This window comes from Puniceicoccus vermicola (genome assembly GCF_014230055.1).
Lineage (GTDB): Bacteria > Verrucomicrobiota > Verrucomicrobiia > Opitutales > Puniceicoccaceae > Puniceicoccus > Puniceicoccus vermicola.
The window spans coordinates 1-18119 of the sequence record NZ_JACHVA010000014.1; the positions used below are offsets into that span (position 1 = coordinate 1).

11 protein-coding genes and 1 pseudogene are annotated in these 18119 nt (G+C 51.6%); 5 read left to right on the plus strand and 7 right to left on the minus strand.

Annotation, left to right across the window (positions count from 1 at the left end; translation table 11 throughout):
* The 7 genes from H5P30_RS00845 to H5P30_RS00875 form a co-directional block, all read right to left on the minus strand.
* A partial coding sequence (locus H5P30_RS00845) for an FAD-dependent oxidoreductase (protein WP_185691072.1) occupies positions 1-1559 on the minus strand: 1559 nt, incomplete at its 3' end.
* A gap of 142 nt (positions 1560-1701) precedes the next feature.
* Positions 1702-3711 carry a polysaccharide deacetylase family protein gene (locus H5P30_RS00850; protein ID WP_185691073.1) on the minus strand — a complete coding sequence of 670 codons (2010 nt, stop codon included), beginning with the start codon at positions 3709-3711 and terminating at the stop codon, positions 1702-1704.
* A gap of 121 nt (positions 3712-3832) precedes the next feature.
* Entirely contained in the window at positions 3833-4615 is a 783-nt protein-coding gene (locus H5P30_RS00855; RefSeq protein ID WP_185691074.1) for a sugar phosphate isomerase/epimerase family protein, read from the minus strand.
* A 121-nt stretch (positions 4616-4736) separates the two neighbouring features.
* Positions 4737-5414, minus strand: coding sequence for an SGNH/GDSL hydrolase family protein (locus H5P30_RS00860; protein WP_185691075.1), 678 nt, complete (start codon positions 5412-5414; stop codon positions 4737-4739).
* A 121-nt stretch (positions 5415-5535) separates the two neighbouring features.
* Positions 5536-6558 carry a glycoside hydrolase family 130 protein gene (locus H5P30_RS00865; RefSeq protein WP_185691076.1) on the minus strand — a complete coding sequence of 341 codons (1023 nt, stop codon included), beginning with the start codon at positions 6556-6558 and terminating at the stop codon, positions 5536-5538.
* A gap of 76 nt (positions 6559-6634) precedes the next feature.
* Entirely contained in the window at positions 6635-8155 is a 1521-nt protein-coding gene (locus H5P30_RS00870) for a sulfatase family protein (RefSeq protein WP_185691077.1), read from the minus strand.
* A gap of 134 nt (positions 8156-8289) precedes the next feature.
* The gene (locus H5P30_RS00875) at positions 8290-9387 is read right to left on the minus strand and encodes a GntR family transcriptional regulator (RefSeq protein ID WP_185691078.1); all 1098 of its coding nucleotides are present in this window, start codon (positions 9385-9387) and stop codon (positions 8290-8292) included.
* Positions 9388-9781: 394 nt separating this feature from the next.
* On the opposite strand from H5P30_RS00875, the gene H5P30_RS00880 reads away from it, so the two are divergent.
* The 5 genes and pseudogenes from H5P30_RS00880 to H5P30_RS00900 form a co-directional block, all read left to right on the plus strand.
* Complete coding sequence (locus H5P30_RS00880; protein WP_246459136.1) at positions 9782-10360, plus strand: hypothetical protein; 579 nt, start codon at positions 9782-9784, stop codon at positions 10358-10360.
* Positions 10361-10408: 48 nt separating this feature from the next.
* Positions 10409-13129: a cellulase family glycosylhydrolase gene (locus tag H5P30_RS00885; protein ID WP_185691080.1), complete on the plus strand. Its 2721-nt coding sequence runs from the start codon at positions 10409-10411 to the stop codon at positions 13127-13129.
* A 55-nt stretch (positions 13130-13184) separates the two neighbouring features.
* A complete protein-coding gene (locus H5P30_RS00890) occupies positions 13185-14027 on the plus strand; it encodes a PEP-CTERM sorting domain-containing protein (protein ID WP_185691081.1) in 843 nt (280 codons plus the stop codon).
* 225 nt (positions 14028-14252) lie between these two features.
* Positions 14253-16553, plus strand: coding sequence for a sodium:solute symporter family protein (locus H5P30_RS00895; RefSeq protein WP_185691082.1), 2301 nt, complete (start codon positions 14253-14255; stop codon positions 16551-16553).
* Positions 16554-16953: 400 nt separating this feature from the next.
* A pseudogene (locus H5P30_RS00900) lies at positions 16954-18119 on the plus strand (IS4 family transposase); the annotation flags it as partial.

Consider the following 18119-nt stretch of genomic DNA (forward strand, 5'->3'; position numbering starts at 1 on the left):
GGATAATCAATCGATTGAACCGCGTCTTTTTGGTCGATCAGCATGTCGGTCGCGATCGCAGCGCTTTCGCCGAGAGCCATAAAGACCGGCTCCATGCGGATGGATCCAAATGCGATGTGTGATGCGGATAAGCAGACCGGAACGAATAGATTTTCGCATTCGCCCTTGGCCGGTGTGATGGAGCGGTAGCTGATCCCGTAGGGAGCTTTGGGGAGTAGTTGAACATCGCCTTCATTATAGACACATCCATCTTTCACAAAGCGTTGGCAGTTGTGACTATCCATCGCATAGGAGCCCATGGCAACGGGATCCTCTGGTTGGCGAATATGTTGCGTGTCTTTTTCCGTTAGAACATAGTCACTGACCATGCGGCGTGCTTCACGGACATACAGTTGATGTGGCCAGTGTCCGGTTTCTGGGAATTCATCCTTCGGCAGGCCGAAACGGGCATATCCTTTACGGTATACTTCCGGAATGGAGGGATCATTGGCCATAAACCAAAAGTGTCCCATGATGTAGTCGACATGCTCTTGAAAAATGACTTCGCGCTGGGCGTAGCTCGCTTCCGGCCAGGCATAGTTTGCGCCGATGAAATCTGTGGAGACCGGGCCGTGGTTGTTGGTATCTGTTTTTAAATACCCATTCGGCGTGCGCGCATCCATTACATCGAATTTTCTCAAAATGGAGTCGGGGTCATCAAGATTCCGGTTCTTCGGGTTGGGCAAATGCGCATTATACTCGTCCGTGTCGGTATTGAACCAGCGTCGAGCTAGTTCGTGGTCAATTTCACGGAAGCTCTCGGGCTTAACCCAATCAACCTTTAGGTCCGGATCATCGGTCATGCAGACCCGGAAATTGTAAGCTTGGATCTTATGATCTCCGGAGCCTTCGGGATCGGGTTCGGCTTCATTGATCCAGGGGAGCACGCCGCTGCTTGGATCGCCTTCGACTACATACGGGTCAACCGGGTGGCTGAACTGATGCTTCGGACGAACCTGGACGCCGTTGATAGTTTCCCCATAGACACTGTTGGCTTCACGCCCGACTGTGTAGCTCACGCCCGCTTTGGCATAAAGGTCACCTTCGTAGGTGCAATCCATGAAATAAGCCGCTTTTGCCTGTAGCCCGCCCAACATGTGAATGCTGACAATCCGTTCGGAATCAGTTTCCACTTTTTGCAGGAACTGCTTGTGATAGACGCTGATGAGTGGGTGAGCGGCATAAGAGTCAATGACTGCTTGCGCGGCCTTGGGTTCAAAGGTCCATGCGGTGCCCTCCAATCCATAATACTTTCCAAGATCATTGTAGAACTGCCGAGACATGCCTCCGATGACGCCCTTGCGGCCGAAGTCGGTCCAGCCGAGACCACTGGTAGTCATTCCTCCAAGGACGAGAGCCGGATTTAAGATGATGACGCTGAGACCGCGCTCCGCCAAAGCTTTGGCGGCGATGACGCCCGCCGCGGTGCCGCCGTAAATGACAACGTCTGCCTCGAGTGACAGGTCAGTCGGCTCGATCCAGCTGGCTTGGAAGTAGTGAGGTTTATTTGAAGTTTGCATATTTAACGTGATGTTAGAGGGGGAGGTTTGACCTCGTCGCGGGCCATGGATCAGGGGGCAGGGCAAGCCTGCAGGAGAGCGGCCGATTCCGCGATCCCGGTGACGAGCTGGCTTTTTAGTGAGTCTGGAAATACAACCGATTTCATTCCGTCTTTGGAGCGGGCAGCCAGGATACGGGCTTACCGTCGGCGAGGACTTTGAGTTCTTGTGGGTAGTCACACCAGAAGGGGATCATTTTCCCGGTATTGAAAACCAGGAGTAGGCGGTGAGATCCGACTGGGAGTTCGGAGGTGGCGTTGTCCTCGAGGGTGACCTCCTGGCCATCGATGGCGACCAGGGCGATGTTCAAGGCGCTCGTGATGGTGACCGTCGATGCCTTGGGTAGCGTAAAGTCGGCTACGACAGGGATGAAGCTTGGCTTGCGGCTAAAGGGCTTCGCGAACTGGCGCCAGGCGGGCTTAGTGCTGGAGATGGTGACCCGGTCGCGGGCAAAGCGGGTGCGCTGCTCGCTGTCACTGATGCGCCAGTTGGCTCCGGGCGTGTTACCGATGGCGGTGAGGGCTGCGTCCGGGGCACTGAAAGGCACCAGTTGCTGTAGGTCGATGCTGTCGAGCGTAAAGGGGCCTGCTGAGGCGAAGGCATCGCGCACGCAGTTTTGGGCCGTGGTGTCGGCCTCGCCGCGGTAGACGGCGTAGAGGCGGCAGGCTTCCCCGCCTTGGGTGAAGTCCAGCTGCGCTACGGCAAACTCGGCCCCGTCGGTCATGATCGGCTCGTGGCTGTCCAGTTCGGCGGAAAAGGTTTTGGAGATGCTTTCGTTAGGCTTGAGGTCGAGCTTACCGGCGTAATAGACGCCCTGCGCATAGGCTGGGGGAAGGCGTAGAATGATGCTGCCGTTACGGAGTTCCGTCTTGCTGTCGTTGGTTACCTGAAGGATCCATTCGCCCTTTTGGGTGGGCTTCAGCTCCACTTTGATGCCGGGAAACTCGCTCGCGGTGTGCGGGGTGTCGGCAAAGCCCGGGCCGCAAGACAGCCAGTCAATCTTGCTGGTGGTCGGCTCGTATGCGGGGTAGGGCAGGTTGAGCAGCCAGGTGTCGGGCTGCTGGCCAGGGGTGACGCTCAGAGTCTGGCTCGATAGCGCCTGACTGCCGGGCACCTGACTATTGAGGGTGATCTTGCCTGGCTTCGGGCCGGTTAATACCAGAGTGAGTGGCACGGCTGCTCCGGCGATCGAGGCGCGCGGGCGGGTCACGGTGTAGGCATCCGTCTGCCCGGTAACGGGTTCGATGCTCGTGTGCAGGGCCTGAAAGCGGTAGGCGCTGATGTTGGTCTGGTTCTCATACCAGAAGTCGTCCCGGCCCATATACTCGGCCAGCAGTGACTTGAACTTCTCCAGCTCGGCTGCGGGCTGCCAGGGATGCACGCCAACGCTGATGACCGGTGTGTGCGTTTGGGCGGCTGATGGATTGGAAAGCACCTTGTCCATCTGTCTGCGGAAAGAGCCAGCATTGATCTTGCGGTCGCCGGGTTTGACCTCAATCACCGTCGAGGCATAGCCCTCGGGCATATGCGGGTTACTCCGGATGAACCGATCATAGACGCTACTGTGGAAGCCACTGTTCAGCCAAGCCCGGGTGATCCGCTTCAGCGCGGCGGGGTCCGACCGCTCCTGAAAGCGGCCAAAGGGGAAGGCGAAAGAGTTGAGCGTGGTGTCGGTTTCGCTTTCCCGTTCGATGCGGTTAAAGAGGATTTCGTCAAAGACCGTGTTGGCGTTGGCCGTAGTCAGGTAAAGGTGGTTGGTGGTGTGCCCGCCGACACTGGTGCCAGAGGTGCTGAGCTGCTGGGCAAAGGCTGCCGCAGTGTCCTCGCGCGACCCGTTGAGGTAAAAGGACCCCTTCAAACCGATTTCGGCCATGGCGGCCTGCATGTTGAGCGCATTGAGGTTGTTGTCGTCCCAGCGGGTGGTGAAGGCCCAGGTCTTGTTGTCGTAGACCGGAGCGATCTCGATTTTGACGGGAGCGCCCGAGATGATCAGGTTCTCTGTTACGGTCGGGTAGGGCAGGGAAGGCTTCTGATTGTTCTCGGCCGCGGTGGATCCGGTCGCGCCAAGGGCGCAGAGTGTCAGCATGGCAAGTGTGGTCGGGATTTTGGGCATGGCGTGGGGCGTTTCATCAGTCGGGTTCTTAATGGGAAATTCAACTGAGTTGTTTGCGGATGAAATGGATGATATCTATAGATGGGATTTTTATCTTATTCCTACTGTATAAGCAACCGGTCTACCGGGTAACCAGTTCAGAGCGGATGTAGTCGAAGCTCTTTCTTAGCGAATCAAAGGGATCTCCGGGGCAGTGGTCTTGCTCGACAATAAACCATTCGCATCCAGCCGTCTCGGCAGCTGCGATAATCGCTTTGAAGTCTAAATTACCCGCTCCGATTTCCATCATTCCTATTTGGTTCTTCTGGAGGACGCCAATGTCTTTTAGGTGCAATAGCGGTAGGCGACCTTTCAGTTTCTGGCTCCAGTCAAGCATGCAGCAGCCCGCGGCATGAATCCAGTAAGTGTCCAATTCTGCCATAAGGTTGGCAGGGTCCGTCTTCTCGTAAATATGCTCTAGGACGGTTTTATCCTGAAGGTGAATCAACTCGATCGCATGATTGTGGTAGGTGAGTATTTGGCCTGCCTTGCGGAAAACGCTACCTGCATGGTCTAACTTTTTTGCTAGGTTTTCAATTTCAGCGAGGTTGGTTAAATCGATATCACCTGGATGTGGGAATGCCGTGTATTTGCAGTTGAGTCGCTGTAGGACTTCAACCGAGGCTTCCGGGTTCTCTACAATTGTTTTAGACGGTTCGTGCGTCGCGCAGATTGTTAGGCCAGCGTCCTTACAGGCTTCGAGGATGGCAGAGGGTTTCATTTCCTCGATCGGTGGACGTGTGCTGATTTGAACTGCCCGATACCCGATCTCAGCGAGTTTGAACATGCTTTTCCTGAAATCGCTCTCAGTTTGGCAATGATCGCGTATGGTGTAGGTGATGGCGGCAACTTGTTCGAGTTTCATGGTGATTTATAAAAAGTATAGGGTGGTGGATCTTGTTCGCGGAATTCGTGGGTATTCGACAGAAACAGTTTTAATTATAGCATGCGGCTTTACTATGGAGAGAAATACTATTGCCGGTCGTTCATGCGGGGGAGGTGTTTGACTTGTAGCTTTCGAGCCAGGTTTGGATCGAAGGCCAGGTGATTTGCAGGCTGGCCTCCGGGCTGGGGTGGCTGCCGTCTGGGACGAACTTCTGAAATGTCTCTGGATCTTCTGTTTTGAGTTTTACCCAGATGCTGGTGTGATCGATGAGCTGTAGTCCGTGCTTCTCTGCGATACGATGATATTGCTGGTAGTATTTTAAGAGTTGTGGTCTAACGGATGCGCTTCGGTTTTCGTTTGGCGCGTCCCAGCCAACGTTCATCGTTTGCAAGACGATCGTCATTTCAGGATTCTGCGCTCGTAGCTCTTGCAGTATTTTCTCCAAGTTCCCTTCAGATTCTTCCAGGGAAAGGTCGAACTTCTCATGAGCGTCGTTGTAAGCGAACTCGATGAAGACTAAGTCGGGTTTGTGATCCAGAACTCGTGATTGCAAATGTTCCAGTGCCCATGCCGAGTTCTTACCTGAGCCAGATGTGTTCCGCACAGTGACTAGATCCGGGTAGTGAGTTTCAAACCAAGAGCTAAACGCCTTGGTCCATTCACCATGTTCAGTCAGGCTGCAGCCATAGAGGACAACTGATTGAGGTCGTCTGGCCTGTAAGTTGCGGTATGCTTGTGTGGACGAAAACCCTCCACGATCTGAATCGTTTTCAATCATCGACCACATTTCTGAGATTGTCATACTAACTGAAACTGCGCTGGTCGACCTGCATACTTCAGGAGGCTGTGGGTAGTGATGTCCTGAAGTTGCTGATCCAGGTCGGATTATTTTACGGATACTAGGTCCAAGGCTGTATGGTGGCGAGCAGGTCTTCCAGTTTGCCTTCTGCCAATGCGACAACTGTGTCGGCTGCGCCGTAATACATCTTTACGGTGTTGTCGTCTTCAAGGATGAAGCCGCCTGGGAATATCACTGAACCCCGGAAGCCTTCCAGTTCGTAGGGGGCTTCGGACTTGAGTAGTGGTTCCTTTGACATGCCGATAATTTTGGAAGGATTCTCCAGGTCGAGGAGCATGAGCCCAGCTACATACTCTTTATACCATTCGCCATGGTGCGCCCAGGTTCCGAGGTTGCGATCCGGATTATGGGTGACCGCGTGGAAGGTTGTGAGCCATCCTTTCTCCGTTTTGATTGGGGGTGCGCCGGGACCGATTTTCGCGTTTCCGCATTCGGCTTCCTCCGCCCCAAGTAACAGCTTGTGGTTACCCCAGTGGTAGCCATCGGGAGATTCGCTGATCCAAATATCAAAAGATTCTTTTGTTCTAAAGTAGAGTGGGAAAGGGCGGTCTAGGCGCACTATTTTCCCATTAACGCGTTCGGGGAAAAGCACCATGTTACGGTTTTCCGGAAGAGAGATATGCAGAAGCGTCCAGTTTCGGAAGTCTGTGCTGCGAGCCACTCCGCCTCGGATGCCATGGGCGGTGTCGAGTGCAAAGCAGAGGTAAATCTCACCATCGATGACGGTAATGCGGGGGTCATATATTCGGACGAGTTCTTCGTCGCCGAAGCGTGCGGCATACTCGCCTTTCAGCCATGATCGCATTTTGTCCTGATCAAAGACCGGCTCTTCGTCGACCGTCCAAGTGTAGCCATCGTCACTGCTAGCGAGGCCTATACGAGTCATACGGGCATTCGGCTTCTCTTTACTGCCGCTATCCGTGCGGAAGAGCATTTTGTATTTCCCCTCCCATTTACAGACGCCGGCATTGAAGACGGACATGCAATCCCAGGGGATGTCATCTTCGCTGAGAATCGGGTTATTGGTGATACGTTTTAGGGGTTTGGTGTCGACTGTTGTCATGATGATTTTAGAGTGGTGATAAATGTATTCAATTAGAGGTGTGGGGTGCCTATCGGGGGAAAGAGGGGGTTGAGGCTCAGGGGCAGGTAGTCAATTGGCGGGATATTGCATTACCCGATGGAAAGTGCGATTTGGGAATGTCGCGGGCATGCGTCGTTTGAGGGACGATGTCAGCCGTCTCGAAGAGGTGACGCAGAATGCGTCCATATAGGTCGTTTCGCTCGGAATCATACCCCGGCTCATTGATTCGATTCATGCACTCGTTGGGGTCCTTTTCTAGATCATAAAACTCATCGCTTTCGTAGAGTCGCATGATTAATTTGAATCGATGAGTGCGGCACATTATAGCCTTTCCGTGTGCCGTAGGATCTTCGGTTTGGATACGAACGCGCGGCGCATATAAGTTGATCGGATCATCTAAATCATCTGACTCGGCACAGTGGGGTTCGTTCTCGCAGCGGCCTCCTTCTGTGAAGACAGCATCTCTGTGTTCGGCCGATGGGTCTTTCAGTAATGGAAGAAGCGAACGGCCAAAATGTGTGTATTGAGGTTGAATGCCAACCATGTCGTAGACAGTCGCCGGAAAGTCGACTAACTCGACAAGTGCATTGCATATGCCGGACTGACTCTTTGTTTGTGCGGGTGGCTTGATGATTAATGGCACTCGAACCAGGCAATCCTCCATTAAGTTTTGTGCCTTTTCGACGAGGCCGTAGTCGCCGGCAAAGTCTCCATGATCAGAGAATAGAAAGAAGGCGCTCTCGTCGTATTGTCCGGATTGCTTCAATGCTTTTAAGAGTATCCCCGCCTGATCATCAACGCGCGCGCACATCTCGTAGTAGGTTGCTCTTAATTCGGTCCACCATTCTTCAGATTGATGGGAAAGTCCCAAGTTTTCTAACAGTTGACCGTGCATGCGTGGCTTTCCACTGGTGGATTCTGCGGTAATCCTAGGGGGGATTTGGCTTTGCGGTACCGAACCGTAGTAAGGTTGCTCGACTCCGTAGGGTGGATGAGGGTACTGAAGTGACAGGAAGACGCAGAATGGCCTGCTGTCGTTGTAGTTTTCTATGAAATTCTGGGCTGTCAAGACATGGGACCAGTCGCTATCTAGGTAAACATCTTCACCTTCGTTTTTCTTCAGTTCGCCAGCATAGAATGAATAATCAGGGTTTTGCGGTGTTCCTTTTCTCCATGACTGGTCCACATGAAGATTTTTATGGGTTTCTTCTGGAACATGCCGTTCATCGCATAGCTCTGAAAAGGCATTTTCGTCTGTCATTAGATCGTTCTTACCTCCCCACCAGATATAGTAGCCCGCGTTCTTCAGTTCGCGCAGTAGGCAGGGTTCATCGCGTGTTAGAGGATAATTCATACTGCGATGTCCTCGGGTGTGAGGGTACCATCCAGTCATGAAAGAGCATCTGCTCGGTGTGCACACAGGGTTTTGGCAGAAGGCATGGGAAAAAGATATTGCCTCCTCGGAAACCAGGCGGTCGAGGTTTGGGGTGACCGCTGCGGGGTTTCCTGAATGGCCCATCACATCGCCTCTCCATTGATCGGGGATAAAAATGACTAGGTTGGGTCGGGTTTTCATGCGGAAGGGAGTGGTTTGTCCGGATGTATAGTGCAGAATTAAATAGAAGAATAATCAATACAGAGCAAGCCTAAAATTTTTGGCCTGAGAACCTGGCCGTGGGTAGGCTCGGGGACGATGATCTACTTGAGGGGCTATCCGCGCAGTTCGTCAATGAACTGCGGGGACATTCGATAATGAGCCCCTTTTTTCAATTTCTCGGTTTTGTTTAGAGAATTCAGAGCCTGGGCAAGTGTATCTTCCACGTGGTATCCGAGCCAGTGCACGTTTGGGTCAAGATATTTGCTCGAAGCCGGCCAGTTCATGTGGGCGACGACGGAGATATCTTTTCCGGGTCGCAGGCCGCTTTCTTGAATCGCTTGCAGAGCTCCGGCTGCGAGGTTCTCGTCGGCAATCATAAGAGCATTCGGGCGTTTTGATCGCGGCGCCTCAAGCAGCAGGCGTGTGATTTTTCGGGAGAGATCGAGTGGAGAGCGGGGAAGTTGGTAGAGCCAATAGTCGAACAATTCAAAACCTTTGGCATGAAAATAATCGAAGCCGTAACGGACGGGGGGGATCGTGAGCCAAGCGAGGCGTGTGGTATGGTGATCCTGGAAACGGTTCAAAGCCTTCTCAACGAATAGGTCGTAGGAAGAATTGAACATAGCGATGTTCGGGTGTATCCCGAAATGATCGTCAGGCACGAAAAGCGAAGTCAAGGGCATGGTTGTCTGTCGAAAGATCTGATCCGCAAAGATCTCTACAGCTTCCAGGGATGCTATGACACCTGCCAGGCGGCGATGGCGGATATCGTCTTTCAGTTGTTTCCATCCATCGGTGCCTTTTTGTCGATTGACGTTATAGTATCGCTTGAAGCTATAGCGTTGGTGTTCTTTGAAAACGGATGGTGCCGATGTGTCCAAGAGTTGATTGAAGCGTGGCCAGGACTCATTTTCAGGAGATTGCTGGTAGACGAGTGCAATGCGATGTAGGTGTGGAGGTTTTCCTCCAACGAAAAGCCCTCCCCGTTCGACGCTGCGTAAAAAGCCTTCGCTCTTAAGCTGGTTGATCGCGTTCTGGATCGTGAATCGGCTGACCTGAAAACGTTCGGATAGCTCATTGTAGGTCGGCAGTTTTTCACCCTCTCGCAGAATTCCGGAGGTGACCTCTGAGCGCAGGGTGTCGGCTACTCGTCCAGTGCGGGTTTTTTGCCATTTCCACTTCGGCTTATGGGTAGGGTCTTTTCGGGCCATTGCAAAAATCCTCGTCTGTAGTGAGTGGAAATCAATCCTGAATTATGGTTATTCGGCGAGCTCTCTCCGTCGCTGATTTGTGCGGGAGTCGTGCGCAATACCGTGCTGACCGCATTTCTTTTCCCGCCCGGGAGGATGGAGGCATCTCGCCTAAAGTGCTCGTAAAAATTTTAATAGTGCAGAAATTTCGAAAAAAATAATCTTTACAAAGTGCGGATTTTGCCGCACCCTTTTTTCATCCTCAAAGGTCCCCCGACCTCCTCATCGTTTAACCCCCCCCCCGATCCCCGTGCCAACCCATTGCAAAATCTACACCTCCAGATCGAAAGAGGCATTTACTCTGGTAGAGCTTCTTGTCGCGGTAGCAACACTTGCGATTCTTCTCTCGATTCTCATGCCCGTATCTTTCGGTGTCCTTAAGAAGGCGCGCAGTGCTAATTCGATTGCGAACATGAAACATATCGGTGCAGCTGCCGCACTCTACGCCCAGGAGCGGGACGGTTCTATCCCTACGGCATGGGATGCGACAAAGTATATATCTTGGATGCAGCAACTGGAGGGATATGGGCTGAACTTCGGAGAAGACCAGGAATATATGTTCTGTCCTCTCATGGTGAATAGGGATGCTTCCGGAAATGTCGGCAAGGTGACGTCTTATGCCATGAATAATCACATTGGCGATCGCCCGAATAAGAAACGCTGGGAGGGGGTCGACAAAATTTTTCAGTGCGCTGATCCCAGTGGAACGGCCTTGCTCTTCAACTCTTTTTACCATTCCAACGAAACCAGTTGGAAATTCTCGGCTACTCCAAATCCAGGGTCGAACGTTGTGATACCCGCTGACGGGACCGATGTGTTTGTGCTGTTTTTGGATGGTTCAGTTCGTGAGATCCCGGCAACTGATGGACGCTTGCCAGGCGGGAGTGACAGTGTCGATGCGGAGGTGCGAAGCCTTTTTTGGAATGGGCGATGAGCTGAATCATACCGACTTACAATTCAATAACTTTAGATGAAGAACCTGATGAACGCTATTTACAAAGTATCCTTCTTGACGATGGTTTTTATCGTTTGTTCGCTGCAGGCGTCCTCGGTGCTACTCGAAGATCGTTTCAGCGAAACCAAAAATTTGGACGAGGCCCTCTGGAGTGTCGATCGAACGAGCGGGACCTATCCACCCGTATCGGTATGGAAGCATAAATTGCGATTGGTCGTTTCGAGTGATCAGGCAGACCAAAGGGTCGGGGTCACTTCCCGGCAATCCGACATCGACCCGTTTCAGGGTCCGGTCCAGTTGCGTCTACAAGGTTTGGATATGAAGGGCGAAGCTTCGGCGGGGCCGGGGGCATCGACATTCTACGTTATGGTGGGTGCGACTGATGCGAGCGGTCTTTTGTATCCAGCCGCAGATGAAAAATCCGTTCGTTTCAACCGGGAGCATGGTGCTCTTGCATTGCTCGTACACGTTAAGCAATCAGAGGTTATTCTCGATGTCGTGGACTATGGTGCCGACAGGTCGCGGGTTTCGTTCGAGCTCCCTGGGTTGCCAACCGATATAAACTGGACGATTGATGGGTCGGGGACCGATAGGCGGTGGTCCGTGGATGCTCTGGGTTTTACGGGGGATGGACAGAATCGTTTCCGGATTCGCGAGGAGGGTTCGTTCAACCAATTTATAGACGGATCGGATTCGCGCATTTCCTTAGGCAGTGTCAACTACGGCGGAGACTGCCCCCCTCAGGGGAGTCGTTTCACTTTGGAGTCGATAACCGTCGAAACCATTGACAAGGAATCAATGGCCGGGGTTGAGGCAACAACCCAAGACCTGAGAGAGGCGATTGATTACTTGAGAAATATGAAGTGGTCGGAGACACGGCAACCGACACTGGCTTCACTGGTTGATGCACCCGCTGGCAAACATGGTTTTGTCCAGGTGAACCCTGAAACGAAGCGGCTGATGTTTGAGGACGGCACGCCTGCTGACTTTTACGGCATCGCTCACCGCCGGTTCGCAAATAGTCTAGATGCAACGCCGGAAGAAATGGTGACCATGCTCGACGACGTGCGTGCGCTTGGAGTCAATCAAATCCGTGTGCAATTATTCCCCAATGTCATTCAGAGAAATGGTGGAGGCACCTTGGATGAAACTGTCCTTGATAACATGGACCGCTTCATCGCACTGGCGAAAGAAAGAGGTATCTACATTCACTTGAACATGACGATGTCGGCAGTCAAGCGAGGCATCTACGATAAAGAGATCAGCCTCGAAGATGAGATGCTGAACGAAGGCGTTTTGGACTTGCGCAAGCAATACATGTATAGGCTCCTGACTCACGTGAATCCTTACACCGGAATCGCCTACAAGGACGAACCGGCAATTATGGCCCTGCAGCTTGGAAATGAGATGCCGGTATATAGCCGAGCATGGGCCGGCAAGCGAATGGAGGGGCAGCGAGGCTGGTCAAAAATGAGCGCTGAGACTCGTGAGCAGATCAAGCCGCTTTGGAATCAGTATTTGTCCGAAAGATACTCGAGCCGAGAAGAATTGGGGGATGCTTGGGGAGCGGAGCTGCTTGCGGACGAGGATCCCTTCAAAGAGACCGTTGCAGTGACCAACCCTTTCTATCCCGTGCCGCAGCATCCAAATGAGAAAGCGACTGTTCGGGAGGTCGATGCAACTGCTTTTGCCGATTACCTGCTGGCTCGACATTATCGACTGATGAAAGATTTCATTCGTGAAGAAGTCGGCGATGAGAATCACTTGATTTCTGACAATGCATGGATTCGCGGCTCCGCCGGCATACGTGAGGCTGCCCACAGTGAGCTCGATTTGATGAACCTGCAGCATTATTGGCCTCATTTATCCTATCGTCGGGTGCCCGCCCAAAACTATAACTTGTCACCTCTCAAAGATTTTGGGCAACTTATGATCAAGAGTCTGCTCACGGGGAGAGTTTCGCCGGATGGGACAGTGAATGCCTTTGATATCACTGAATACAGTGCGCACCTGGATTCAGGAAATCCTGGTGAAATTTATCCGGTGCATAGCGTATTCGCTCGTGTGCTGGGAGCCGATGGGCAGATGGCTTGGATCTATTTTGACGATGAAAGCTATTGGGAGCACTGGTTTGGGTTTAATAAGAAATACTCGTCTTTGCCCGACCGGTTAATTCCCTTCGCAGCCAGTTCTTTAATTTGGCGGCAGAATATTCCAGAGACCGATGTTCGTGCTCTTGCCAAACTCTACAGCACGGTTCAGGGAGACGGAATGCCTGCGCCGGTGATGGCGAACATTGACCGCGATGGCTCGCTTTTTGAAGGCGTTCGCATGGAGGATCCCCGTTTTTCTCCTGACCCTGATCTGATTCAATTGGATTGGGAGCAGGGTTCGATGATTGTGGATGAGCCGGCTTGGTGTCTCTATGTTGGTGCAGGAGTATTTGAGGGTGCAAACCTGACGTTCATTCCGGACGATCTGGATCAACGTTATGTAATCGCCGCTTTCGCCATGGATCAGTCGGACTTCGAATCGACTCCCCGTGTGCGTCTCTTTGTCAACACTCCGGGACGGCTCGAGCTCGGCGATTGGATCGACAATCGAAGGATTCTGGCCTGCGGAAGGGAGTGGCAAGCTTTCCGGGAATTTAACCCTGTGAACGGTGAAATCTTGGTCGGTGAAGTGGATGAAATCTTTTTCTACGACTTCGTCGATCCGCGTTTGGAATCCGTTTTTCCAGAGGAATAGTCGTGCCGTTTTTCAAAGTTACAAATTCCAACCACTAATCCCCAACAATAGATACATGAAGATCAACAAACTCGCAGTCACAGCTGGCGCCGTAGTCGTGGCAGCTTCGATATCTCAACTCAGCGCTCAAACCACTCTGATCGATGACAGTTTCACGTCATTCAATACTAGCACGTGGACTGGTACGAGCAGTGGGGGGGCTTCCAACCCTGCTCGGGTATGGAATGGCTCGCGTTATGTCGTTCGAACTCAAGTCACGAGTCCAAATCCATCGCAATACAGTTTCTTTACTTCGAATCAAACGGATATTAATCCATTTGATTCTGCATTAGAGGTCAGCGTGTCCTTCGATATGATTAGCAATCCGCCCCTTAATGATGCGGAGAGCCAGTTTTTTGCGATTATCGGTGAGGCGGATACAGACAGTTTGGGGAATTACTACCCTAGCACGTCCAATTTCGATATGGGCACGGGAGCTCTAGTTTTAAGCATTTCCCAGCGCACCAGTGATTTCCTTTTGAAACTTGTTGATTATGGAGGTGGTAACGGTTCAACGATCGGTGAATACGAGATCAGTGCGATGCCTTCCAACTTGACCTGGGGGCTGGATGGAACGGGTGGAAACAAGAATTGGACAATTGCCCTATCTGGAGCGACATTCACAGATACTGGGTTGAGCGATAAGGGCGGGTCATTCAGCAACTATTCTGAGGGAACCGTCTCCCGTCTAAGTTTGGGAGCGATGAATGGTGCTGGCGGTCTAGGAGATTGGACAAGTGGGACAAATATCTATTTCGAAGGTCTTAACGTCACTGCTGCCATCCCTGAACCGAATGCAGCTTTGGCTGTTGGACTGCTCGCAGCTGCTGGCGTTGCTATGCGCCGTCGGAAGAATTGATAAGCTCTAATAGACTCTGAGTTTAACCAGGCGCAGCCCCCTCCGTCTAAGTGCTTTGACGGCGGGGGCGCCTTATTATTGTGTCACTTTGAATTGAATTTTTAAGAGCGGCTTGTTCTCGCAAGCATACTGCCAGCATCATTTTTAGCTGAGTTGAGTCGGTCGGTTTCATGGCTCTGAGCTGGTCCTTTTTTCGCAGGGAGACCTTTCGGGAAATTACTAACTATGCACTGGGTTGATTGGATCATTACGGTAGTGCCTGTCACTATCATCCTGTTTTTGGCGGTATATAGCCGCAAATATGTCCGTGGCGTTGTCGACTTTCTGGCGGCTGGGCGTGTGGCTGGCCGCTATGTTATTTCGGCTGGTGACCTCACCGCCGGATTGAGTGTGATTACGCTGGTGGCACTGGTTGAGTCCAAATATCAAGTCGGCTATGCCTTAAGTTTCTGGGAGTATTTAACAGTTCCGGTCGGGATTATCATGGGCTTGACCGGATACTGTGTATACCGGTTTCGGGAGACCCGTTCTTTGTCGATTGGTCAGTTCCTGGAGATGCGCTATAATCGCTCTCTCCGAATCGTCGCCTCCACCATTCGCACCTTTGCCGAGATGGTGACCAATGCGATTGGTCCGGCAGTCGCGGCCAACTTTTTCATTTATTTCATTGGCTTACCGCACTCAGTTGAAATTTTTGGATTGGCTCTGCCGACCTTTGGCTTGGTGGTCGCGATGTCCCTGTGCTTGTGTATGGTGGTTCTTTGGCCGGGCGGACGGATTTCGCTACTCATATCGGACGCGTTCCAAGGTCTGATGAGTTATCCGATCTTCGTCATCATCGCCGGTTATATCTTCCTGAACTTCGGATGGCATGACACCATAGGACCCGTTATGATGGATCGAGTGGATGGTGAAAGCTTCATCAATCCCTTTGATATCGAGAAGTTGCGTGACTTTAATATTTTCGCGCTCTTTGTTACGATTTTCGGAAGCATTATGAATCGTGCCAGTTGGATCGGTAACGATACAACTTCGAGCGGACGGACTCCGCATGAGCAAAAAATGGCCGGTATTCTCGGAACATGGCGTTCGTTGTATTCTGCGCTGATGATGCTTTTGATTGCGGTTATGATTATCGCTTTGATGACGCATAAAGATTATTCCGATACCGCACACGAAATTCGTTCTGAACTTACTCATCAAGTTGCGAACGAAGTGGTGCCGGATGCGGGGCGTCGGGCTCAGTTAGATACAAAACTCTCAATGATTCCGGTGCCCCGCCACGAAATTGGCATCGACCCACCGCTATCTCAGGAAAGCAATATCGACACTCCCTATATCGAAGGTGCTCGTGAGACCTTGGGAGGGACGCCAGAGGGCAACCGGCAGTTTCAAGAGTTTCGGACGCTCTATCATCAGATGATGCTTCCGGTTGCCTTGAAGAACCTTTTACCGACTGGATTGATGGGACTCTTCTGTTTGCTCATGGTGATGTTATTGATCTCAACGGATGACTCGCGGGTGTTTAATGCCTCCTCGACCATTATTCAGGATATCATCATGCCATTCAGAAAGACGCCGTTGACCCCAGCGCAGCATGTCCTCTGGTTACGCCTGTCCTCATTGGGCGTCTGTGTCTTTTTCTTTGTCGTTTCAATCTTCTTTGTGCAGATCGATTACATTATCATGTTCACCACGATCATGACCTCCCTTTGGTTAGGGGGCGCGGGCCCGATCATGATTTTTGGACTGTATAGCCGTTTCGGCACGACCACCGGTGCCTTTGGCGCGTTGATCTTCGGTTCGGGACTTTCTCTGACAGGTTTATTTCTTCAACGGAACTGGGCGGAACTTGTCTATCCCTGGCTTGAATCGAATGGTTGGCATGTTTCGGTTGGTCATTTTCTGGAAACGGTTTCCAGCCCATTCAATCCCTACGTTATGTGGGAAATGAGTGCGGTGAAATTTCCAATCAATTCTTACGAATTGTATTTCATGGCAATGATATCAGGGATTACCGCTTATGTCGTTGGTTCGCTGTTAACTCAGAAAGAGCCCTACAATTTGGATCGCTTACTGCACCGCGGAGAATATGACGTGGCTGGCGAGCACAAGCCTAAGGTTGCATGGAGCCTACGCAATACCTTCTCTCGTCTCATCGGGATCAATGCTGAATACACACTGGGTGACCGGATCATTGCCTGGTCGGTCTTTGGCTATGCGATCGTCTACAAATTCTTCTTCTGTTTCGTCTGTGTCTTTATCTGGAATTTGATCTCCCCATGGCCGGATGAGTGGTGGAGCAACTATTTCTATATAACCAGCTTATTGGTCACTGCAATATTGGGTATCGTGTCGACTTTCTGGTTCCTTATTGGTGGCGTGATTGATCTCCGAAAGCTATTCCGCGATTTGGCGGCCCGTATCGACAATCCATTGGACAATGGTATGGTTGAGGGGCACGTTTCTTTGGCGGATAAAGCAAAGTTTGAAGCACACGAACAGGGAGAGAAGAAGGATCAGTAATCAGCTAAGTCTGCTCGGAGTGCGCCAGGCAGTCTGGCGCGCCTTAGTGGCCGTGCACCGTAGTCAAGTCACGACTGAGCAAGGTTGCCCGATATTTTGGGGTGGTCCATTTTTTGTGGTTTCACTGTTCTTCCGACGCATCTGGTGCCTTTATGAAAAAGGAGCCCAACTGAAAAAAAGTCATTAGGTCTTGCAATTATGAATTTTTTGCTCTCATTGTGCTTTTTATTATTCACTTAATTTCTGCACTATAAAATCCTATATACCCTACCACTAGTGTCCAGTTAAGAGGGGTTTCGATTTTTCCAAGTGATTCATTTGAAGAGTCTTACACAGGATAAAGGTTGTCACGCATTTGAATCGGCTGGCGACCTTCCGTCGCATTCGTTCTCAATAACGGATGAACGCTGGCAGGCTCGTTTTTACTCAGATTACCGATGGCTTGGACCGGAAGGAGTTCGACCGATGCATCAAGCTTTACCCGATGCCCAAGAGCAGTCGCGGATTTACCGCACGCGACCAATTCCTTGCCATGGTCTTTGCCCAGTTGACTTACCGGGAGGGGTTGCGCGAGATCGAGGCTTGTTTGCGCGGGAATCAAAACGCTTACGCGATGGGGTTTCGCGGCAACATTACCCGCACCAATTTGGCATATGCCAACCAATGGAGGGACTGGCGCGTCTACGAAGCCATGGCTCATATCCTCATTCGAAGGACGCGGAGACTTTAGGCAGGCGAGACGAACCCGATGGGTCTCGATGGCATGGTCGTCGCGGTCGATTCGAGCACCATCGATCTTTGCCTGACTCTCTTCCCTTGGGCGGACTTTCGTTCCACGAAAGCGGCGGTAAAGATCCACACGCAGTTCGAACTTCAAGGCTCTATCCCGCTGTTCATCGACGTTACGAAGGGACGGGAACACGATGTGTCTTTCCTCGACCGAATGCCAGTCTCTCCCGGAACGATCTATGTAATGGATCGTGGATACCTCGACTTCGGTCGACTCTTCGGCCTCAGCCAGGCCGGAGCGTTCTTCGTTATCCGTGCCAAACGCAACCTCGACTGCTATGTCCGGGAGTCCCGCAGAGTTGCCAAAATCACAGGTCTGCGCAGCGATCAAACAATCGGTCTGAGCGGAGCCCTGTCCAAGGAACGATATCCCATTGCTTTGCGTCGAGTTCGTTTCTTCGACGAGGAGACTGGCAAGGACTTGGTATTCCTTTCCAACAATTTTTCCATCCCAGCATTGACCGTCGCCTTGGTCTACAAGAGCCGCTGGCAGATCGAACTTTTCTTCAAATGGATCAAACAGAACCTGCGGATCAAGTCCTTCTTCGGAACCTCGGACAATGCCGTCAGAACCCAAATTTGGATCGCCATCTGCACCTATCTTCTCGTCGCCAGTCTCAAAAAGACTCTCTGCCTCGACCACAGTTTGACCCGGATTCTGCAAGTTCTGAGTGTTAACGCTTTTCAGAAAGTTCATATCAATCAGCTATTTACAGAATCCTTCACAAATTTTGACGAAACTCAATTATCTAACCAACTCAACTTCAACGACTTCCT